General features: G+C 35.9%; 16 protein-coding genes. 14 read left to right on the top strand and 2 right to left on the bottom strand.

What is annotated here, in order from left to right; genetic code table 11:
- Positions 1-14 precede the first annotated feature (14 nt).
- Positions 15-1,370: an MATE family efflux transporter gene (locus HMPREF3103_RS07745; protein WP_070438942.1), complete on the top strand. Its 1,356-nt coding sequence runs from the start codon at positions 15-17 to the stop codon at positions 1,368-1,370.
- A gap of 29 nt (positions 1,371-1,399) precedes the next feature.
- On the opposite strand, the gene HMPREF3103_RS07750 is transcribed toward HMPREF3103_RS07745, so the two are convergent.
- On the bottom strand, positions 1,400-2,857 hold the full coding sequence (locus tag HMPREF3103_RS07750; protein ID WP_070438945.1) for a sucrose-6-phosphate hydrolase: 1,458 nt from the start codon (positions 2,855-2,857) through the stop codon (positions 1,400-1,402).
- A 194-nt stretch (positions 2,858-3,051) separates the two neighbouring features.
- Here HMPREF3103_RS07750 and HMPREF3103_RS07755 point away from each other — a divergent pair, with 194 nt between their 5' ends.
- From HMPREF3103_RS07755 to HMPREF3103_RS07765, 3 genes are all read left to right on the top strand, one after another.
- On the top strand, positions 3,052-4,947 hold the full coding sequence (locus HMPREF3103_RS07755) for a PTS sucrose transporter subunit IIABC (protein ID WP_070438947.1): 1,896 nt from the start codon (positions 3,052-3,054) through the stop codon (positions 4,945-4,947).
- A gap of 97 nt (positions 4,948-5,044) precedes the next feature.
- On the top strand, positions 5,045-5,932 hold the full coding sequence (gene scrK, locus HMPREF3103_RS07760; RefSeq protein WP_070438950.1) for a fructokinase ScrK: 888 nt from the start codon (positions 5,045-5,047) through the stop codon (positions 5,930-5,932).
- Between the two features lie 122 nt (positions 5,933-6,054).
- Entirely contained in the window at positions 6,055-6,288 is a 234-nt protein-coding gene (locus HMPREF3103_RS07765; RefSeq protein ID WP_005605509.1) for a YneF family protein, read from the top strand.
- Positions 6,289-6,349: 61 nt separating this feature from the next.
- Here HMPREF3103_RS07765 and HMPREF3103_RS07770 read toward each other — a convergent pair whose 3' ends face one another.
- Positions 6,350-6,973: a lysophospholipid acyltransferase family protein gene (locus tag HMPREF3103_RS07770; RefSeq protein ID WP_070438953.1), complete on the bottom strand. Its 624-nt coding sequence runs from the start codon at positions 6,971-6,973 to the stop codon at positions 6,350-6,352.
- Positions 6,974-7,112: 139 nt separating this feature from the next.
- Between HMPREF3103_RS07770 and HMPREF3103_RS07775 the strand changes: the two genes are divergently transcribed.
- The 10 genes from HMPREF3103_RS07775 (at position 7,113) to addA (ending at position 21,480) form a co-directional block, all read left to right on the top strand.
- Positions 7,113-8,393 carry a hypothetical protein gene (locus HMPREF3103_RS07775; RefSeq protein ID WP_070438956.1) on the top strand — a complete coding sequence of 427 codons (1,281 nt, stop codon included), beginning with the start codon at positions 7,113-7,115 and terminating at the stop codon, positions 8,391-8,393.
- 26 nt (positions 8,394-8,419) lie between these two features.
- The gene (locus HMPREF3103_RS07780) at positions 8,420-9,712 is read left to right on the top strand and encodes a hypothetical protein (RefSeq protein WP_070438959.1); all 1,293 of its coding nucleotides are present in this window, start codon (positions 8,420-8,422) and stop codon (positions 9,710-9,712) included.
- 188 nt (positions 9,713-9,900) lie between these two features.
- Positions 9,901-10,671, top strand: coding sequence for a 30S ribosomal protein S2 (gene rpsB, locus HMPREF3103_RS07785; RefSeq protein WP_039848780.1), 771 nt, complete (start codon positions 9,901-9,903; stop codon positions 10,669-10,671).
- 114 nt (positions 10,672-10,785) lie between these two features.
- A complete protein-coding gene (tsf, locus tag HMPREF3103_RS07790) occupies positions 10,786-11,667 on the top strand; it encodes a translation elongation factor Ts (RefSeq protein ID WP_070438962.1) in 882 nt (293 codons plus the stop codon).
- Between the two features lie 77 nt (positions 11,668-11,744).
- Positions 11,745-12,467 (top strand): UMP kinase, encoded by a 723-nt coding sequence (gene pyrH / locus HMPREF3103_RS07795; RefSeq protein ID WP_048781980.1) that lies wholly within the window; start codon positions 11,745-11,747, stop codon positions 12,465-12,467.
- A gap of 3 nt (positions 12,468-12,470) precedes the next feature.
- Positions 12,471-13,031, top strand: coding sequence for a ribosome recycling factor (gene frr, locus HMPREF3103_RS07800; protein ID WP_070438965.1), 561 nt, complete (start codon positions 12,471-12,473; stop codon positions 13,029-13,031).
- Positions 13,032-13,084: 53 nt separating this feature from the next.
- Positions 13,085-13,729 carry a thermonuclease family protein gene (locus HMPREF3103_RS07805; protein ID WP_083278772.1) on the top strand — a complete coding sequence of 215 codons (645 nt, stop codon included), beginning with the start codon at positions 13,085-13,087 and terminating at the stop codon, positions 13,727-13,729.
- A gap of 126 nt (positions 13,730-13,855) precedes the next feature.
- Positions 13,856-14,092, top strand: a complete 237-nt coding sequence (nrdH, locus tag HMPREF3103_RS07810) for a glutaredoxin-like protein NrdH (protein ID WP_039848779.1) — start codon at positions 13,856-13,858, stop codon at positions 14,090-14,092.
- 123 nt (positions 14,093-14,215) lie between these two features.
- Positions 14,216-17,788 (top strand): PD-(D/E)XK nuclease family protein, encoded by a 3,573-nt coding sequence (locus HMPREF3103_RS07815; RefSeq protein ID WP_083278773.1) that lies wholly within the window; start codon positions 14,216-14,218, stop codon positions 17,786-17,788.
- On the top strand, positions 17,785-21,480 hold the full coding sequence (addA, locus tag HMPREF3103_RS07820; RefSeq protein WP_070438971.1) for a helicase-exonuclease AddAB subunit AddA: 3,696 nt from the start codon (positions 17,785-17,787) through the stop codon (positions 21,478-21,480). The genes HMPREF3103_RS07815 and addA overlap by 4 nt, the downstream gene beginning before the upstream one ends.
- The last annotated feature ends 39 nt before the right edge of the window (positions 21,481-21,519 follow it).

Consider the following 21,519-nt stretch of genomic DNA (forward strand, 5'->3'; position numbering starts at 1 on the left):
AAAGGAGATTATGAATGGATAAAGAACGTCAACATTTTTATCGGCAAATGCTTGCCATTGCAATTCCTGTATCTCTTCAAAGCTTATTAACGTCTTTCTTAAATACATTAGATACAATAATGATTTCTTCTCTGGGAGATGCAAGTATTGCGGGTGTCGGGCTTGCAAATCAGGTATTTTTCCTATTTACGTTAATCTGTTTTGGGATTCATACAGGATCTGCAGTTCTCTTCTCTCAATATTGGGGTGTTAGAGATACAAAGAAAGTTCAAGCAGTTAATCAAATGAGTTTACTGCTATCTACCGCTGTCAGTGTTGTATTTATGCTTCTTGGTATACTATTTCCTCAAGAAATTTTGCGTTTATTTACTCAGGATCCGTTTGTTGTTCAAGCTGGAGGTGATTACTTACGAGTAGCCGCTTTAAGTTATGTATTTACAGCTTGGAGTTTTGCGATGACAAATGCACTTCGTACAACAGGAAGCCCAAAAATTCCTCTAGTTGCCACCATTTGTAGTTTTATTACGAATGCTTTCTTTAACTATGTCTTTATCTTTGGTAAATTCGGAGCACCTGCACTTGGAGTCGTTGGAGCTGCTGTTGCTACTTTAATTGCTCGTATCGTTGAAGTGGGCGTCCTCTTTGGTGTTGTTAGTTTTTATAGCGGCCCAATTCATCTACCAATTGGTCGCTATTGGTCTAAAATTTCAAAAGGTTTTTGGATGAGTTTTTGGGTAACAACATTCCCAGTAATTGTTAATGAAACTTTCTGGGCATTAGGACAAGTATTTTATAGTGCCGCCTACGCAATGGTTGGAACTCAAGCAACTGCTGCTGTTCAAGTTGCTGTTGCTGTACAAAATTTATCATTTATCCTAGTACGTGGAGTGGGTAGTAGTTGTAGCATTATGTTAGGAAACCGTGTAGGACGAAATGAACTGGAAAAAGCTCAACAAGAAGCGAAACGCTTTTTAATGATTTCTCTTGTTATTGGAGCAGTCATTGGAGCTATTCAAAGTTTAACGCCACAATGGACTTTATTAATGTTTGCTCATTTAAGTCCAGAAGTATTTGAACTTGGAATGCAATTGCTTCAAATTATGGGAATTATTTTTGTATTTAAAACCTTAAATTCAATTATTCTTGTTGGTATTTTACGTGGTGGAGGCGATACACAATACGGCATGAAACTTGAAATGGCTTGTGTGTGGCTAGTGGGCGTTCCGTTAGCATTACTTGCAGCTGCAATTTGGCATTTTCCAGTACAACTGGTCGTAATCTGTGCTGGAGCTGAAGAACTATGTAAAGCAGTAATTGGATTGAAACGAGTGTTCTCAGGAAGATGGATTCACCGATTGGTTGAAGCATAAAAAAGAAGATCCTATCGGATCTTCTTTTTTTAGTTTGGATTTGTAAATGAAAGCAGTGGATAATAGACCCCAGTTGGATCTCCTTGTAAAATTGAAATTTGTGTTTGATCCGCGCGAGGGAAGACACGGCCAGAAAAGACCATTTCTCCATCATTAACAAAGATTTCAAAGACAGAATTATCAATAAAAATACGCGCAGTAGTGTCTGCTGGAGCAACTGGTGCTGAACGAACACTACTATATTCTGTAGCTAAGGCTTCTCCAACATTGCTACGGTCAACTACAACCTCACCATCTACAAGATTAAATATTAGGGATAGTCCATTGCCATCCTTGTCTGAGAACAGAATAAGTTCATGAATCATATCGCCTTTTAATTTAAGGTTTAACTCGTAGCAATTCGATGTGTTTTTAATATATTTATTAAACGGAAGTGAAGATTGGCGAAGTTTTTCAATTCCTTTTACAGGAGTTTGATATAATTTACCATTTTTAATGGAAAGTTCTTTCACTAAAGATAAGATTCCTTGGTGTTCGTAAATATCGCTAGGATAAGAAACATCTGGTAATCCAAGCCAGCTGATGCAAAGCGCACGCCCGTCTGGTGCGTTAAACGCTTGAGTAGCATAGACGTCAAAACCGTAATCTAATTGATGGGGCTTAGAAACTGGTGTGATCGTCGCATTTTCTGGGTCGAATGTTTCACCGATTTTATATAAGTTTGGATAAATATTATCGTAGTGGAATACGTCTTTATCTAATCCTTGAGGGCAGTAAATGAGTACTGGTTTGTCATCTACGAATACTAAGTTCGGACATTCCATCATATAAGCGGTATTGTCATTCTTAAAATCTAAATCTCCAATTTCTTCCCAATTTGTATAATCGTTATTAACAGAGCGGTAGAGGCGAACAAACCCTTTTTTATCTAGGTTTTGACCTCCTACAATCGCGTAATAATGATCTTTATATTGAAAAATTTGAGGGTCTCTAAAGTGATCTGTAGCATCACTTGGTTTTGGAATCAAATCTTTTCCAAGTTTTTCAATATGACCGTCTTTATCCATAAGTGCCCCTAATTGGTAAGGGTGACGAACCCAATTTTCATCTCTAACATTTCCTGTATAAAATAGAAACAATTGATCACCAAATTGCATTGCACTACCTGAATACGCACCATGACTATCGAGTGGAGTATCTGGTAGTACCTTGACTCCAGTTTCTTTAAAGGTCACAAGATTATCACTTTCCAGTTGTACCCATGATTTTAAACCATGAGCCGCTCCGAAAGGAAAGTTTTGGTAGAATAAAATCCATTTGCCATCAAAATAAGAAAATCCGTTTGGGTCATTTAATAATCCGCTAGATGGTTCTACGTGATATTTCGCTCTCCAAGGAGATTTTTCCATTGTAGACTTTAATTGTTCTTTTTCAGCCTCTGACCAATCTTCATACCTTTTATATCTCTTTTCAGTTGTCCATTTCATGATGGATTCCTCCTCTAAAATTGTATCTTTACAGTACGTGTTTTTGCGCGTAAATGCAAGCTTTTTTGGAGGAAGTGTTCTTTTAGTGATTCAATATCAGATGTAACTTGACTTATAACGGTATAATGATACAATTCGAAATGAAATAAATGTGCTATTATTAGTAACAATTTTTATAAAGGAGAGTGTAATGGATGAATAATATTGAAATTGCTAAAAGTGTTATCGAAGCCATTGGTGGCAAAGACAACGTTAGTAGTGTAGCGCACTGTGCAACGCGTCTTCGTATCATGGTAAAAGATAAGGAAAAAATCGATACGAATAGAGTCGAGAATATTGAGAAAGTTCAAGGGGCGTTCTTCAACGCAGGACAATTCCAAATTATTTTCGGTACAGGAACTGTAAACCGTATTTATGATGAAGTGGTATCTCTTGGATTACCAACTTCAACAACTAGCGAAATGAAAGCCGAAGCAGCTAAGCAAGGGAACTGGTTCCAACGCGCTGTTCGTACATTCGGGGATGTATTTGTTCCAATCATTCCAGCCATTGTTGCAACAGGTCTTTTCATGGGGCTTCGTGGATTGTTAGAGGCTTTTGGTGTTGTATTACCATCTGACTTTTTAATCTATTCTAAAATCTTAACAGATACGGCCTTTATCGCATTACCGGCCTTAGTAGTTTGGTCTACGTTTAAAGTGTTTGGTGGGAATCAAACAATCGGAATTGTACTTGGTCTGATGTTAATTTCTGGTTCTCTTCCTAACGCTTGGGAGGTTGCTCAAGGTGGGGAAATTGTTCCAATTAAATTCTTCGGTCTTGTGGATGTCGTTGGATTACAAGGTTCTGTTTTACCAGCGTTTATCATCGGGGTTGTAGGTGCTAATTTTGAAAAATGGGTCAGAAAATATGTACCGGAAGTATTGGACTTATTAGTAACACCTTTTATTACATTATTTGTAATGTCAATTTTAGGACTTTTTGTATTAGGACCAATCTTCCATCAAGTAGAGAAAGTGATTCTTTCACTTACAACAACTGTATTGTATTTACCATTTGGTCTTGGTGGACTAATCATTGGTGGTACACATCAATTAATCGTTGTTTCTGGAGTTCACCATATCTTCAATTTATTAGAAATTAACTTATTATCAGCGACTGGACAAAACCCATTTAATGCTATTATTACAGCTGCGATGACGGCTCAAGGGGCTGCGGCGGTTGCGATTGGTGTTAAAACGAAGAGTCCAAAATTAAAAGCATTAACATTCCCAGCGGCTTTATCTGCTTTCCTTGGAATTACAGAGCCTGTTATCTTCGGGGTAAACTTACGATTCCGTAAACCATTCGTTCTTTCATTGTTAGCAGGTGCGTTAGGTGGAGCTCTTTCAGCTTTACTAGGATTAGCGGGTACAAGTAACGGAATTACAATCATTCCTGGTTCAATGCTTTATGTCGGAAATCAACAATTACCACAATACTTATTCATGGTTGCAGTATCATTTGCATTAGGATTTACGTTTACTTATTTATTCGGTTACGACGATTCAATGTTAGATACTCCTGTTGAAGCAGAAGGACCTTCTTCACAAGAAACTCAAGAGAAAGAAGTAGGTGCGCCTGCGACTGAACGTACTGATGAAAAATTACATTCACCAATTGTTGGCGAAGTTGTGGCTTTAAGCGAGGTAAATGATCCTGTTTTCTCTAGCGGAGTTATGGGACAAGGGATTGCAGTGAAGCCATCCAAAGGAGTTGTATATGCTCCAGCAGATGCCGAAATCGCGATTGCGTTCCCAACAGGTCATGCATATGGTTTAAAAACAGATAATGGTGCTGAAATTCTCATTCACGTCGGAATCGATACTGTTTCGTTGAATGGTAAAGGATTTGAAGCAAAAGTATCTCAAGGAGACCGTGTAAAAGCAGGGGATATCATCGGAACATTTGATTCTGAAGTGATTGCTGCAAATGGGTTAGATGACACAACAATGGTCATTATCACTAACACAATGGATTATGCAGAAGTGACTCCAATCGCAACTGGTTCTGTTACGAATAAAACTCGAGTATTAGAGTTACATGTATAATTTTTCTAGAAGACGAATTCTATTACAGGATTCGTCTTCTTTTTTTAGGTAAAAATATGATACAATAATTAAAAATAACTAAGGGAGCTTAAGGCCTATGACAAACTTATATGGAAGTTTAGAAGCTGGAGGCACAAAGTTTATTTGTGCAGTTGCTGATGAAGATTTTAATACTGTTGAAGAACTTCAATTTCCTACAACGACTCCAAAAGAAACGTTAAAAAAGACAGCGGACTTTTTTGCAAAATTTAAAAATCTAGCTGCAATTGGAATCGGGTCATTTGGACCAATTGATATGGATCCTAAATCTAAAACATATGGATTCATCACGACAACACCAAAACCAAATTGGGCAAATGTGGATGTTGTTGGTGCGTTGAAAAAGAGAGTAGATGTGCCTATTTACTTCACAACAGATGTAAATAGTTCTGCTTACGGAGAAGTTTATGCGCGTAACAATCGTGGAGAAAATATCGAAACGCTTGTTTATTATACAATCGGTACCGGAATTGGTGCGGGTGTAATTCAACGTGGTGAATTTATCGGAGGAACTAGCCATCCTGAAATGGGACATGTTTATGTAAGTAAGCACCCAATTGATGTGGCAAATAATTTTGATGGCGTTTGTCCTTTCCATAAAGGCTGTCTTGAAGGTTTAGCTGCTGGACCAAGTTTAGAAGCACGTACTGGAGTGCGTGGGGAACATATCGATATCGCAAGTGATGTTTGGGATGTTCAGGCTAGCTATATTGCGCAAGCTGCTGTCCAAGCAACTCTAACTTTCCGTCCCGAAAAGATTGTTTTTGGAGGAGGAGTTATGGCTCAAAATCATATGTTAGAACGCGTTCATCGTATGTTTGAGGAATTACTAAATGGATATGTACCAACTCCGCCAGTAAAAGACTTTATTGTTACTCCAGCCGTTGATAATAACGGTTCAGCTACTTTAGGAAACTATGTTTTGGCAAAAAGCTTAGTAAAATAATTTTTCAATGTGTTCCTGATTTGCGAAATTAACAAATGAAAACTTTACCGCGAGGCTTTTCATTTTCTTCATAATTTAGTACAATAGTTAAGGATACACATATTGAAGGGAGAGAAAGCCAAATGTCAACAGGAGCATGGATTTTAATCGTGATTCTTGCTGCAATCGCAGGTGCGATCGGTGGTTTCTTTATCGCACGTCGTACAATGATGAATTACTTCGCAGAAAACCCACCATTTGATGAAGATATGATTCGTAGCATGATGACTCAAATGGGTCAAAAACCATCTGAACAAAAAGTTCGTCAAATTGCTGCTTCAATGAAAGCACAAGCTAAAAAAAGAGCTAAAAAATAAAGCAAAAAAACCATCGGAGTATTCCGATGGTTTTTTACGTGATACCGTATACGGTATCACGTTATTTTTTTACAGGTAATTCATATACATAATTTGGATCGATTTCCTTATCGAGTTCATCGAATTTTTGAATTAGTACTTGATCGTAATTTGCAATTTCTTCTTTTGTTAGTTTTTGGTCTGCAATATAGATTGGGTCGCCAATTCTTACATGCATTTTTTTACGCTTAATAATATCCTTGAATGTTAACGGTCCTTGATACACCATTGGAACGATAGGGGCTTTTGCTAGACGAGCAATCATCACAGCGCCACCTTTCATCTCGTTAGAGTAACGTGTTCCAGTAGGGAAGATAACAAGGGCTTTTTGATTTTCCTTAATTTGTTGGACAGGATATTTAATCGCGCTCGGTCCTGGTTTTTCACGGTTCACTGGAAAAGCACCAAGTTTCTTAATAAACCAAGCGAATGGTTTTGGTTTGAATAATTCTTGTTTTGCCATTAAGACAAGAGGTTGAGGATAAACAGCAATCGCCATCATCACTGGGTCTAGCCAAGAACGGTGTGGTGCAACTAATACATATCCTGTATCTTTGGGTAACTTATCTTTTCCTTGGTAATCGCCAAAGCCATTGAGTAAAACAAGAAGGCCTCGAACAATCCATAAAGTGATTTTGTATATCATAGAATTCTCCTTTAGTTTCTCTGTAATTGTAGTATGCGTGAATTCAACGTTTTTTGCAAGTTCAAAACACTCATGGAAACCCTCTCTTTTTTCGTTATATATGGTATAATAATGGTAAGAATTTTACGGAGAATTTCCTATGAAAGAATATAAAATCAGTTATTTTCGACTAAGTTTAGTCTTATTAGGGTATTTAATTTATAATCTTGTCTATTATATGCTTGATTATTCCGGAGGCTATGCGTTCTTTATTGTTTGGCCGATTTTCTTTTTATCTTTAGCCATGATTGTTTTAGGAAACATCTTACTTTTTAGAGACATCGTTAAATTAAGAGCTACTTATGAAAAGAATAAAATGATTCAAGTAACCAGTATGATTCAAGTCATCTCTGCTAGTATTGGTTTATGTTTCCAACTAACGAACTTAAGTGCAGGGATATTGTGGCCAATTAATTATGTCGAACATTATCCGCTTTTAGTTGGTACAAGCATCATTTATTCGGTTATTTTCATAATAGGCGTTATTCAAAAAAGAGCAATAGAGCAACAAGAAAAGTTGTCATCCGTTTTCAGTTTAGTTTTCGGGTTTTCCGTGGTCTTACTTTGTAACTTCTTATTATTCACGAATAGCAAGGCGTCTGTTTTTGATTCAAATAAACTATATGTAGAGGAGTTTAAAGATTTCGGCTTCACTGGAAAAGTTGAGGTTCGAGAAAAAACGCAATTAATTGAACCGTATGTTGGTTCTCGTACTAGTTTACATTATGATGAGAAATTATCGGATGGTAGTTATTTCTGGGAGTTAATTGATGTTGTAGAAGTTCGAAGCGGGACTCATGTAACCAAACTGGACGATCAGCTTGTTGAAGAAATTAGTAAGTATCTTGAGACCGATGAAGAAAATGAATTATTCGATAAAGTAAAGAAACAAGAATTTCAATTTGTGCTATTCCTTTATAAGGACTTAATCAGAAAACGTAACATTGATACAGAACTAATCGATAAAGTTAATAATGCGGTTGGGTTTAAACTAGTAGAAAAATACGGTTTGAGTCTTTATCCAAAAAATCCTCCAGAGTTTTATAGCTTGATTATTAAAAACGCTCTGAAAAATAGAGCAAACGGGGATACTGAAGTCGCTGGTTTTTATAATATTGATGTCTTAAATAAAGCGATGATTGCTCACTTTGGTTATGTGAATTACCTTGAGTTCGATCAATTCCTTAAGGATAAAAACGCAAGTCGTGTAGATTATCTTAAAAAGATACTATCTGAGATTCCATCTGGAACGCTTGAGGATGGGACTTATAAATTCACTGGCACGACAAAAGTTGATGGTAAAGATCAATTAGTGACGGTTACGATGGTAATTGAAAACGGAAGTAGTCATTTTGAACCAGACGAAATGAGAAATCCGTAATCTATGATAAGTAAGGAGGAACTTTTATGAAACGAAATACAGTCAGTTTTTTTCGGCTGAGTTTAGTGATCATTGGATATTTAATCTATAATGTTCTTTTCTATTTGTATCCATCTGGAGAGTTTCCTTCTTTTGCATGGCTTTTTGTTATTGTATCGTGGGCACTGATTGCTTTTGGAAATCTCTTTTTACTCATCGATCCAATACGATTAATGGTCGGATTTAAAGAGGATGAAAATATCAGGAATTCAAGTTTTATTCAGTTGGTTCTTGTAATTGTAAGCTACTTTATTCAGAGCGCTGATTTAATAAAAGGAAAACTAAAGTTCATTGATTTTATGAATCATTTTTCTGAAACATTCGCTTTAAGTTTAATTCTTACATTGATTTTTATCATTGCGGTTTATCAAAAGCTATGGCTCCATAGAGAGGACAATAATGATGCCAAATACCATTTTGTATTTGGATTGTTTTTAATTATTATTACGAATATTTTGTTAGTATCAACTGCATTTTCATCGATTTCAGCACCATCACTTTTCAATTCTGGGAAAAACTATCCTCAAGAGTTTAAAGACTTCGGACTAAATGGGACTGTAAAAGTAAAAAATAAAAAGCACGCATTTGAATTACGAGGATATGAAGTGAGTTTGGAATATACTGAGCAGTTTTCGGACGGATATTCTTATTCAAAAAATTATACAATTTCTGAAGAGGCTGGAGATCAATATGAATTAGCAATTTCAAATGAGAATGTTCAAAAAATCAAAGAACTATTAAAAACTGATAAAGAGCGCGAACGACTTGATAAAGTGAAATATGAGGAATTCAACTTTTTACTCACCCTTTATAAAGCGAAATTAAATAAATTAAAAGTGTCTTATACAATTGCTGATACCATTAATACAGCTTTTAAAGTTGAGCTGGTAAAAGAATCTAGAGTTGATTTTTATCCAACAGACGGGTATGAATTTACGGCGTTTTTAATTGCTGAATCGCTTCGAAATGTCGAAAAAGGGGATCAAGACGCTGCTGGGTTTTACAATATTGATGTAAAGCAAGCGATGAAGAACGATCAAATTTACGCAAATATTGATCTCATTTTCTATTCTGAATTAACTTCTAAAGCGCAAAAAGCAGGGTTATCTAACCTAGAATACTTTAAAGAAGTACTTGAAGCATTACCAAGAGGCTCCTTTTGGGATGGAGTCTATCAATTCAAGGGTAGTGCTGAGGTGAATGGAAAAACGAGAGATGTGATTAGTACTTTTGTTGTGGAAAATGGGTTAGGTTATTTTGAAGAAGATGAATTGAAATAGAATTGTTTCGTCATGAAAACAATAGAATTTTCTTGCATTTTAAATAACTTTCATGTACAATCATTGATGGTGTAAAAACCAAAAAAATTCACACCTAATTGGATGTTAAGATTGGTGCTTCTTTTAGAAGAGGTCTTATCGCTGAAAATTGGGGAGGAAAATATAAACCAAATTGGAGGAAAACAAAAATGGCAGTTATTTCAATGAAACAATTGTTAGAAGCTGGTGTACATTTCGGTCACCAAACACGTCGCTGGAACCCTAAGATGAAGAGATACATCTTCACAGAAAGAAATGGTATCTATATCATCGACCTACAAAAAACTGTTAAATTAGTGGACGATGCATATAACTACATGCATGAAGTTGCTGAAAACGGTGGTATTGCATTATTCGTTGGTACTAAAAAACAAGCACAAGATGCTGTTAAAGACGAAGCAATCCGTTCAGGTCAATACTACGTTAACCATCGTTGGTTAGGTGGTACTTTAACTAACTGGGATACAATCCAAACACGTATCAAACGTTTGAAAAAAATCAAAGAAATGCAAGAAGACGGTACTTTCGAAGTATTACCTAAAAAAGAAGTTGGTATTCTATTAAAAGAATTAGACAAACTTGAAAAATACTTAGGTGGTATTAAAGATATGCCACGCATTCCTGATGTAATGTTTATCGTTGACCCTCGTAAAGAACGCATTGCTGTTCAAGAAGCTCACAAATTAAACATTCCAATCGTTGCTATGGTTGACACAAACTGTGATCCAGATGAAATTGATGTTGTTATTCCATCAAATGATGATGCTATCCGCGCGGTTAAATTAATCGTTGCTAAAATGGCTGATGCATTCATCGAAGGTAACCAAGGTGAAGACGTAGCAGTAGACGTTGAAGACTTAGATAAAGATACTTCATTAGAAGATATCGAAAAATTAGTTGAAGGCGACAACGCTGAATAATCACTAACTGTTAAGCTGTTTGAATCAGAAAGAGGCGAAATAGACTTTTCAATTCAAACAGCTTTTTTAAAAAGTTCATAAAAATTTTAAAGCAATTTATAGGAGGAATTGAGAATGGCTCAAGTTACAGCTCAATTAGTAAAACAATTACGCGATATGACTGGCGTAGGTATGATGGATGCTAAAAAAGCATTAGTTCAAGTTGAAGGAGATATCGACAAAGCAGTTGATTTCTTACGTGAAGCAGGATTGGCAAAAGCTGCTAAAAAAGCAGACCGTATCGCTGCTGAAGGGATTACTAATGTATTAGTAGAAGGAAACCGCGCAGTTATCTTGGAAGTGAATGCTGAAACTGACTTCGTTGCTAAAAACGACAAATTCCAAGCATTAGTTAAAGAAGTTTCTGAAGCAATCTTAAAAGCAAACCCTGTTACATTAGAGGAAGCTCTTGAAGTTGAAACTCCAAACGGAAAAATTTCTGATGTGATTGCTGAAGCTACTACAGTTATCGGTGAAAAAATTACTTTACGTCGTTTTGAAATCGTTGAAAAATCTGATGCAGATGCTTTCGGTGCATACTTACACATGGGCGGACGTATTGGTGTGTTAACAGTTGTGGAAGGTACAACTGATGAATCAGCAGCTAAAGATGTTTCAATGCACATCGCTGCAATCAACCCTAAATATATTGACCGTTCACAAGTTTCAGAAGAAGAATTAGAACATGAAAAGAAAGTTCTTACTGAACAAGCATTAAACGAAGGTAAACCAGCTAACATCGTAGAAAAAATGATCGCTGGACGTTTAAACAAATTCTTAGCTGAAATCAGCTTAAACGATCAACCATTCGTTAAAGATCCTGATCAAACAGTTTCTAAATTCGTTGCTTCTAAAGGCGGAAAAGTTAAATTATTCCACCGTTATGAAGTTGGTGAAGGTTTAGAAAAACGTGTTGATAACTTCGCTGAAGAAGTAATGGGACAAGTTAGAAAATAATTATTGTTGAAGATAGGGAATATGGTAGTCCACTACCCGCTATTCCCTTTTTTTATAAAGATTAAGGAGACAAAGCAATGGTTGAACCAAAATATAAACGTGTGGTTTTAAAATTAAGTGGTGAGGCTTTAGCTGGCCAAGCAGGCTTCGGGATTAATCCACCAACGATTAAAGAAGTTGTTAAAGAATTAAAAGAGGTTCATGATCTTGGTGTTGAAATCGCAATTGTTGTCGGTGGTGGTAACATCTGGCGTGGAATTACTGGCGAAGAAGTTGGTATGGAGCGTGCTCAAGCAGACTATATGGGAATGTTAGCTACTGTAATGAACGCTCTTGCGCTTCAAGATGCGTTAGAAAACGTAGGTGTTCCAACTCGTGTTCAAACTTCAATTGACATGCGCCAAATTGCTGAGCCTTATATTCGTCGTAGAGCGGTACGTCACTTAGAAAAAGAACGTGTTGTGATCTTTGCCGGTGGTACAGGGAATCCATATTTTTCAACTGATACAGCTGCTGCTTTACGAGCTGCAGAAATTGAAGCAGATGCAATCTTAATGGCGAAAAACAATGTGGATGGTGTTTATAGTGCTGATCCACGTGTTGACGTTAATGCGAAAAAATATAATGAGTTAACACACTTGGATGTTATTCAAAAGGGATTGAAAGTGATGGATACCACTGCAAGTTCACTTTCGATGGATAATGATATTCCATTGGTGGTATTTAACTTAAATGAACCAGGAAATATCAGACGCGTTGTATTAGGGGAAAACATTGGTACAACTGTTAGGGGGAAATAGGATATGTCAACTAGCGAAATTTTAGCTCATACAAAAGAGCGTATGAAAAAATCTGAAGACGCACTTCAACGTGAATTGGGCTCCATTCGTGCGGGACGTGCGAACGCAAGTCTTTTAGATCGTCTTGAAGTGGAATATTACGGTGCTTTAACTCCTGTAAACCAATTAGCTTCAATTACGGTTCCTGAAGCGCGTATGCTTTTAATTACATCTTATGACAAATCTTCATTAAATGACATTGAACGTGCGATTTTAATGAGCGATATTGGAATTACGCCAACAAGTGATGGTTCCGTAATTCGTTTAATTATTCCGCAATTAACAGAAGAACGTCGTAAAGAATTAGCTAAACAAGTAGGTAAAGAAGCTGAGAATGCAAAAGTAAGCGTACGTAATATTCGTCGTGATGCAATTGATCAAGCAAAAAAAGCTGAAAAAGCAAAAGAAATTACAGAAGATGAATTACATACATTAGAAAAGGACATTCAAAAAGTTACGGATGACAGTGTTAAAAACATTGACAAATTAGCTGCAACTAAAGAGAAAGAACTTTTAGAAGTATAATTTGAATAATTAAGGGGCATTTGCCTCTTTTTTATTTATAAAGGAGAAGGGTAATGACACAAAAACAATGGAAAATGATTAGTACTATTATTTCAATTATTATCTTAATCGTATTTGCTCTTTATAAAGCTTTTGGAGAGCAAAAAGCTACCAATAAATCAAATGCTCATTCTTCTTCCAGAACTTCTCAAAATACGTCTAATTCTTCTTTTACGGGAAAAAACTTTGATTTCTTTGAAAGCATGAAAAAGTATCCTTTTAAATATGTGTACGGAGCTGATGGAGATACGTTTCATCTGAGTTATGAAGGAAAAGAGTTCAAAGTTCGCTTATTGATTGTAGATGCGCCTGAAACTGCTAAAGAGGGAAAAGAGGCTCAACCATTTGCGGATGAGGCGAAGAAACGTACTGAAGAATTGTTGAAGAATGCAAAGAAAATTGAAGGAAGTTTCGATGTTGGGGACCATGCAGATAAGTATGACCGTGCATTAATGTACGTATATGTGGATGGTAAGTTACTTCAAGATATTCTAATTGAAGAAGGTCTTGCGAGAGTTGGTTATGCATATGAACCCAATACAAGTTTATTAAAGCAATTCCAAGAAATTGAAAAGAAAGCAAAAAAACAAAAGAAAAATATATGGGAAAAAGAGGGATATGTAACGAATAAAGGTTATGATATCAGCGTTTATAAGTAATTTGTGAAAAACTATATATTGTGTTGAAAATGGATATTGTATTTTCATAAGAACTATATATTGTATTTTGGAACAAAATGATGTATGATAACTTCTGTCAGAAAAAATAAAAGGGGGAGAAGTAATATGTCAAATCGTAATATTATTCTTTATTCTAAACCAAATTGTATGCAATGTAATTTTACAAAACAATTTTTTGAAAATAACAATGTGGAATTCACTGTAAAAGATGTTTTCGAGTCAGAAGAGGCTTTAGCAGAAGTGAAGGAATTAGGGTTCCAATCATTACCTGTAATTGTTGCTGATGGCGTTGAACCATTCTTTGGATTCCGTCCCGATCTTTTAGAAAAATTAGTGGGATAATTTTATTTTTATATGGAAAAACACTTTTAGTAGAAAACTACTAAAGGTGTTTTTTTATTGCAATAAATAGCCGTATTTGTTTGATTTCATGATATACTAAAGAAGACTTTAAGTGGAGGGATAATGATGGGATTTAAAGCTGTAATTTCAAAAAAATCAACCAATAAATCAAAGATGATTGCTGAACGTTTTTCAAATTGGTTGAAAGAAAAAGAAACACACCAAGTGTTCTATATCGTTCCAGATCATATTAAATTTACTGCTGAAATGGAAATGATTCGAAATGTCGGAGAGTTGTTATCGAATTCAACCAACCGAAGTTATGCTTCTACGAGACTACAAGTTTATAGTTTTAAACGTTTATTATGGTACCTCCTTCGTAATGAAGCTATTACAGAAAAGATTTCCATTTCAAAAGTAGGAATTACAATGCTTTTGAAATCTATTTTGGAGGAACATTCTAACGAACTATTACTCTTTAAAAACGAAGCTCGTCATAAAGGTTTTCTTGAACAACTAAGCAAAGTAATGAATGAATTTCAATCAGGAGGAATTGAAATTGAGGATTTCTCAAGCTTTTTTGAAGCAACCAACCCTACTGAAAATGAGCAACGATTAAAAGAATTTGGAATTATTTATCGTTACTATACGAATGCACTAAAACAAGATTTTGTTCACCAAGAAGAAAGTTATGCCCAGTTATGTAGTGTCATTGCTTCTAAAGATTTATCCAATACCTTTATTGCGATTGATGAAATGGTGACGTTATCGAAGGCTGAAATGGAAGTAATTGAAGCTTTAGTGGGAAGTGGGGCAACCGTTGAATTTCATGCTACATTAACAACTTATGGTGTACATACTGCCAAGAATGAAATAGGAGATTCACTGTTTACTTCAAATAGAATTCTCTTGGAGAGACTCTCAAGATGGATCAATAGAGGAGATGACTTAGCACGCATCATCGAATGGGAAAATACTGAATCTATCTTTGATGAAGAATTTAAAGAGGTGGAACAGTTCTGGCTGGAAACAAATGGTGGACTTCCAAAGGTGAAAAGAACACCAGAACAAAAAATGCCATTACAAAAGATTACTTTTACTAAATATACGGACGAAAGAGAAGAGTACCAAGAAACTTTTGCCAAAATTAAAAGAATGGTGCAAACTGGAAAAGTTCGCTACAAAGATATCCAAATTTTAGGACGTAATTTAGAAGAGAATCATTTATTTTTAGAATCGCTTTTAAAGCAATACGATATTCCTGGATTTATCGATTTATCAGATTCTATGGAACATCATCCAATCATTCAAGTACTAGACGCGCTTTTTGCTATTTGGAAATATGACTGGCGTTATACCGATATTATGAGTCTTCTTCGTAGTGAATATGTCTTATGGCATAAAGACGATGAAACTTCACTTAAGGACCAATTACAAGCGTTTAGACAACAATTAGACGAAACAGAAACGGTTATTCTTGCCAATGGTTACGAAGGGTATCAATGGACAAATGGGAAACCTTGGGCGTATGTGGAAGATTCCATTGACGAAGATTCGAAAGCGGAACAGACTGATAAAAATACACGAGTTCTACTAAAAGCAGAGCAACTTCGGAATGAATTAACAAGTGTATTAATACCTGCATTCAAAAAAATAGAACAAGCAGCTACAACGAAAGAAGCTGTTTCTGTATTATATCAATTACTATTAACTTTAGGCGTTGATCAATCCTTTATTTATTGGAGAGATGTTGCTGCTGAAGAAGGAGATGTAGAAACAGCTAGACGTCAAGAACAAGTTTGGTCCGAATTTATCCGATTGCTAGATGAATATATTTATTTTTTTGGTGAAAAATCCTTTGATTGGGAAACCTTTATGATGTTACTTCATACTGGTTTTGAACAAACGCACTATAATTTAGCACCATCTACATTAGATGAATTAACCATCACTGGGATGGATTCCGTTCGTTATACACCGAAGAAAATCACTTTCGCAGTAGGGCTCTCGCAAGGTGTAATGCCACGAAATATCGATGAAACAGGATTATTAACCGACGACGAACGTGAACTTTTTTCGAGCCAGCTAGATAGTGGACGCTTCCTTGCGCCAACAACAGGTCAACTGCAATCCGTTGAGCCGTTTGTATTCTATCAGTTACTCATGAGCGCAACAGATCACCTATATCTCTCTTGTGCTATTTCTAAAGATGGTAAGGAGCAACTGGTTTCAAATTTCATACAACGTTTATTAAAACACTATGAACTAGAAGAAATGGATGGGTCATTTAACCGACAAAACCGCTTAGAACAAGGTGATTTCGTTGTTCCATATGAACTCTTTACAACGCTTCTATTGAAGATGAGAGAGAACAAGTTCAAAGAAAAAGAAGAGATTGTTTTCTTGTGGAAATTAATTCCTCATTTACTAAAAGTTGACGCCACATTCAGTGCTAACTATCACGCATTACTAGCGTCTGTCTTTAGATTGAATGTAGCGAGTAAATTGCCACTTTCTCTTGCGCAAGAGCTTTATGGAAATCAATTAAATTTATCAACATCTCAAATTGAAACTTACTATAAAGATCCATTTAGTCATTTCTTACAATACGGATTAAGACTGAAAGAACGTCAAGAATTTGAGCTTTCACCAGCCAATACTGGTGAATACTTCCACGAGTTTTTTGATCAGTTTATTAAAGAGTTAAATGCACGTGGGATATCTCTAAGAGACTTAACGTTAGAGCAAAAGTTGGCTATTGAAAAAGATATCTTCAATCGAATGAAAGACAATCCGAAATTTGCGATTTTATCCTCTTCTAGACGTTTAAACTTTGTCCAAGGATTGTTACACCAAACTCTAATGCAAACGACAAATGCGCTTCAAAAACAAGCCTTAGCGCTAGAAACAAAACCTTGGATGACCGAAGTGGTATTCGGGACTTCTGGAAACTATCCAATTCATATTCCAATTGGACATAATCAATCTATTCATTTACGTGGGAAGATTGACCGTATCGACTTACTACAAGCAGATAATGGAATTTTTAACGGAATTATTGACTATAAATCTTCTGAACAAAAATTCGAAATCGCTAAACTCATTGCAGGAGTTCAAATCCAACTGTTAACGTATTTGAAAGTTTCAGAAGAAATCATTCGCAGTGAAAAAGGCGTAATTCCAACGCCTCTAGAAGCAAGCTATATCCATGTGCATAATCCTAAATTCAGCATTAAAGAAGTGCCAACGGAAGATAAGTTTATGCAAGAATGGACAAAAGCGTTTAAACACCGTGGATTAATCAATTCTGATGAGATTGCTAGACTCAATCCGGAATTAGTTGAGACGAGTAAGTCGAATGTCTTGAATGTTGCTCTTAAGAAAGACGGAGGCATTAGTGCAACTTATAAAAATGGTGTTTATACGACAGAAGAATTGAAGTTATTCAAAGATTTCGTATGGGAAAAGATTCAAGAAGCAGGAAAAGGAATCCTATCTGGGGATATCACACTAGCTCCTTACGAGGACTTTAAACAATATGCAGATTCTGTATCCGGTAAATTTAGTAGTATAGCACAGTTCGATGCTACAAACCCAGAAAACAGATATCGTACTCTTCCTAAATTTGAAAAAGAAGAGGGGATTACATTTATTCAAGATGAATTACAAGAGAAGAAAGGAGAGACAGAAGCATGATTCCAGAGAAACCAAAAGGATTACAAGCAACACCCGATCAATGGAAAGCGATAGCTACTCGTGGGAACAATCTTCTTGTTTCTGCCTCAGCTGGTTCAGGGAAAACAAAAGTTCTTGTAGAACGGATTCTCATGCATATTCAAGAGGGTATCGACATTAATGAGTTGCTAGTTGTAACCTTTACAGAACTTGCAGCAAAAGAAATGAAGGAGCGTCTTCGTTCTAAACTAGAAGAAGCGATTGAAAAATCAACGGATGAAGTCCTTCAGCAACGTTTCGCTAAACAATTACAACTGATTCCGTCTGCTATGATTTCAACGATTCATAGTTTCTGTATGAAAGTGATTCGTCGTTATTTCTATTTAGCAGGGATTGACCCCGTATTTACAATGATGGATGAAATTGAAGGGCAACTTCTGCAAGAAAAAGTCTGGAGAGCGTTGGAAGAAGAGCTTCTTGAGCAACCAGAATATGAAGAAGTATTTGCAACGTTCTCAAGCGACCGTTCAGACGATGGTATTACGAATACTGTTTACCGTCTATATCAATATTCTCGTTCAAAAAGAGAACCTAAAACATGGTTATCGAATTTAACGCAGAACTATGCTGTAGGAACTGATTATGCTTCAACACCTTTCGTAAAAACGTATGTGAAACCAGCGTTAATCGAAGAGTTAAGCTACCTTGTTACTCAATATGATCAACTTCTTAAAGAAATTGAACTGCTTGGAGCACCGAAGCATCAAGCAGTTCTAGAAGATGATTTAGATTTTGTTAAAGCTGTTCTGGTGCATATCCAAGAAGAATCCTATGTTTTTGCGTATCAAACATTCGAAGACAGAAAATTCAAGAACTGGTCTACAGCTAAAGTGGATGAGACTGTTAAAGAAAGTCTCGATGAGATTAAAGCAATTCGTGAAGGGTTGAAAAAAGACTTCCAAAAAATTAAAGAAGATTACTTTGCGATTTCTCCAGAAGTTCAGTTGCAGCAAATGACGAAAGTAAATCGAATTCTATCGAAACTTTCAGATATTGCAGTGATGTTCTATGACCGTTTCCAAGATGAAAAACATCAATTAAATAAGCTTGATTTCTCAGATTTAGAGCATGATACTTTGAGAATTTTAACGAAATTGGATCAAAATGGGTTAAAGATTGCTTCAGAATACTATCAAAATCACTTTAAAGAAGTCATGGTAGATGAGTATCAGGATGTTAACCGTGTCCAAGAAGCGATTTTAGAGCTCGTAAGCAAGCCCGATAACCGTTTTATGGTAGGCGACGTGAAACAATCTATCTACGGGTTCCGTCTTGCAGATCCGTCTCTATTCCGTGAAAAATACGAAGCGTATGCCGAAGGAAAGAGTGGGGAGAGAATTGTTCTAGCAGAGAATTTCCGTTCTAGAGATGAGGTTCTTTCCTTTACGAATAAAGTATTCCAACAAATTATGAATAAAGAGTTGGGACAAGTGGAATATGACGACGTTGCTGCATTGAAAACAGGGAATCTTTCATATTCTCAAGATGATGATAAATCCAGTGAAATTATTTTAATTGAAGATGTTAATTTAGATGAAAACTCGGATGATCTAGAGGATGCTGAAGGGTTCGAAAAGGTAGAAAATGAGATTCATTATGTTGCGCAACGCATTCAAGAAATGATAAAGACACCTTTTGAAGTAATGAATGATAAGGCAGATGCAAAACGTTCCGTAAATTATGGAGACTTTGCGATTCTGTCATCTACAAAGAGTAACAATGATAAGATTGAATCAATTTTTGCTGCTTACGGAATTCCTATAAACGTTCAAAAGGCGCAATCGTACTTTAAACGTACAGAGATTACGACGATGATTTCTTTACTAAAAGTGATTGATAATCCATTACAAGATATTCCGCTAGTAGCTGTATTGCGTTCAGGACTTGTAGGTTTAGACGAGATTGCATTGGCGCACATTCGTAAGTCATCGAAAAATACAAGTTACTATGAGGCTGTTTGCCAGTTTGTTTCAAATTTTGAGCTTCAAGAAGTCGATTATTACGATTCTAAGCAACAATTAGCGCTTAAAGAGCGTCTAGAAGGCTTTTTAACACTATTAAATAAATGGAGAGACAGCGCGAATAACGAATCGATTGCTCAGTTAATCTGGGAAATTTATATGGATACGCATTACTTAGAATATGTCCATGGACAATCTAATGGTGAGCAAAGAGCTGTAAACTTGCATGCTTTATATGAACATGCGCATCAATATGAATCAAGTAGTTTTAAAGGTGTTCGTAACTTTATCCGCTTCATCGAAGCTCTTCAAAAGAAAGAAAAAGACTTAGATGAAGCACCGATTGCAACAGAATCAAATGCTGTTCAAGTGATGACGATTCACGCAAGTAAAGGGTTAGAATTCCCAGTCGTATTCTTAATTGATACAAACCGTAAATTCAATATGCAGGACTTAAAAGCATCTATCATGTGCTCTGATGAGATTGGTGTTGGTACAAATTACTTTGATTTAAGCACTCGTATTACGTATCCAGCCGTTCAAGCAGTAGCTACAAGAAACTTCGAGAAGAAGAAATTATTATCCGAAGAAATGCGTAAATTGTATGTAGCAATGACGCGTGCACGTGAAAAACTAATTATTGTAGGTACTATTAAAAACTACGAGTCATTTAAGAAGAAATATGCCTTTTTAACGAATGAATCTAGTGAAATTTTACCGTATCAAGCACGATTCAAAAGCAGTACATTCCTTAATTGGATGCTACTGAGTGCGATTCGCGAACAATACAAGATTACTCCTGAAATTGTTGCTAAGGCGGATATTGTATCTAATAGCAAACACTATATCCATGAAATCAGTGATAAGGAAGTCTTCCAAAAAGATTGGCATGAATATTATAATGAAGCCAATTCTCCGGGTGAATTGAAGGCTCGAGTTCAAAGTATGCTAAAAACCATTCAACAAGATTACCAGTTTGACGTTGAAAGCAAGACAACAAGCTATCAAAGTGTGTCTGAATTAAAACGTGTTCTTGAAGATCCAGTTATTGAAGAATTATCGCAAAATAGCTTGATAGAAGAGGGGAGAAGAGCCATTTATCTCTCTCCTACATTGGAACAACCACGCTTTATGGAAACTACTTCAACAACTGTTACAGGTGCTCAAAGAGGTAGCGCTCTTCACCTATTAATGCAGAAAGTTGACTTTACAAGTACCATTACAATAGATTCGTTAGAACAATTACTTAGAAGTTTAGTGGAATCCAATGAAATTACACCAGAAGTTGCTGCAAAAGTTCCAGTGACACAAGCGTTCGAATTCTTCCAATCAACATTTGGTCAATGGATTGTTCAAAATTCAAATGCATTAGTCCGTGAGCAAGCATTTTCATATGTACTTGAAGCTAGCAAATTCTTCAAATCGATTCAGACAGATGATTTGATGATGATTCACGGTATTATCGATGGATATGTCGAGTTAGACGATGAGATTATTGTATTTGACTATAAGACAGATTATGTCGTAGATTCTATAGAAGGAATTCAAAGCATTGTCCGTAAATATAATGTCCAATTGAATATATACGCCGATGCATTAAGCATTAGTTGTAACAAAAAAGTTACAAAAAAAGTTCTATGTTTATTATCAATTAATAAGAATATAGATATCGATACATTAAAAGCTATATAACGTTATGCGCTCAGTGTTACTTATAAATGCTGGGCGTAT

The sequence above is a fragment of the Granulicatella sp. HMSC30F09 genome (assembly GCF_001806915.1).
Lineage (GTDB): Bacteria > Bacillota > Bacilli > Lactobacillales > Aerococcaceae > Granulicatella > Granulicatella adiacens.

What these genes read in the sequence shown, in the direction of transcription:
- rpsB (WP_039848780.1), top strand. Translation starts at nt 9,901, where the DNA reads ATGGCAGTTATTTCAATGAAACAATTGTTAGAAGCTGGTGTACATTTC.
- tsf (WP_070438962.1), top strand. Translation starts at nt 10,786, where the DNA reads ATGGCTCAAGTTACAGCTCAATTAGTAAAACAATTACGCGATATGACT.
- HMPREF3103_RS07815 (WP_083278773.1), top strand. Translation starts at nt 14,216, where the DNA reads ATGATGGGATTTAAAGCTGTAATTTCAAAAAAATCAACCAATAAATCA.
- HMPREF3103_RS07805 (WP_083278772.1), top strand. Translation starts at nt 13,085, where the DNA reads ATGACACAAAAACAATGGAAAATGATTAGTACTATTATTTCAATTATT.
- HMPREF3103_RS07765 (WP_005605509.1), top strand. Translation starts at nt 6,055, where the DNA reads ATGTCAACAGGAGCATGGATTTTAATCGTGATTCTTGCTGCAATCGCA.
- addA (WP_070438971.1), top strand. Translation starts at nt 17,785, where the DNA reads ATGATTCCAGAGAAACCAAAAGGATTACAAGCAACACCCGATCAATGG.
- HMPREF3103_RS07780 (WP_070438959.1), top strand. Translation starts at nt 8,420, where the DNA reads ATGAAACGAAATACAGTCAGTTTTTTTCGGCTGAGTTTAGTGATCATT.
- pyrH (WP_048781980.1), top strand. Translation starts at nt 11,745, where the DNA reads ATGGTTGAACCAAAATATAAACGTGTGGTTTTAAAATTAAGTGGTGAG.
- HMPREF3103_RS07770 (WP_070438953.1), bottom strand. Translation starts at nt 6,973, where the DNA reads ATGATATACAAAATCACTTTATGGATTGTTCGAGGCCTTCTTGTTTTA.
- scrK (WP_070438950.1), top strand. Translation starts at nt 5,045, where the DNA reads ATGACAAACTTATATGGAAGTTTAGAAGCTGGAGGCACAAAGTTTATT.
- nrdH (WP_039848779.1), top strand. Translation starts at nt 13,856, where the DNA reads ATGTCAAATCGTAATATTATTCTTTATTCTAAACCAAATTGTATGCAA.
- HMPREF3103_RS07750 (WP_070438945.1), bottom strand. Translation starts at nt 2,857, where the DNA reads ATGAAATGGACAACTGAAAAGAGATATAAAAGGTATGAAGATTGGTCA.
- HMPREF3103_RS07745 (WP_070438942.1), top strand. Translation starts at nt 15, where the DNA reads ATGGATAAAGAACGTCAACATTTTTATCGGCAAATGCTTGCCATTGCA.
- HMPREF3103_RS07775 (WP_070438956.1), top strand. Translation starts at nt 7,113, where the DNA reads ATGAAAGAATATAAAATCAGTTATTTTCGACTAAGTTTAGTCTTATTA.
- HMPREF3103_RS07755 (WP_070438947.1), top strand. Translation starts at nt 3,052, where the DNA reads ATGAATAATATTGAAATTGCTAAAAGTGTTATCGAAGCCATTGGTGGC.
- frr (WP_070438965.1), top strand. Translation starts at nt 12,471, where the DNA reads ATGTCAACTAGCGAAATTTTAGCTCATACAAAAGAGCGTATGAAAAAA.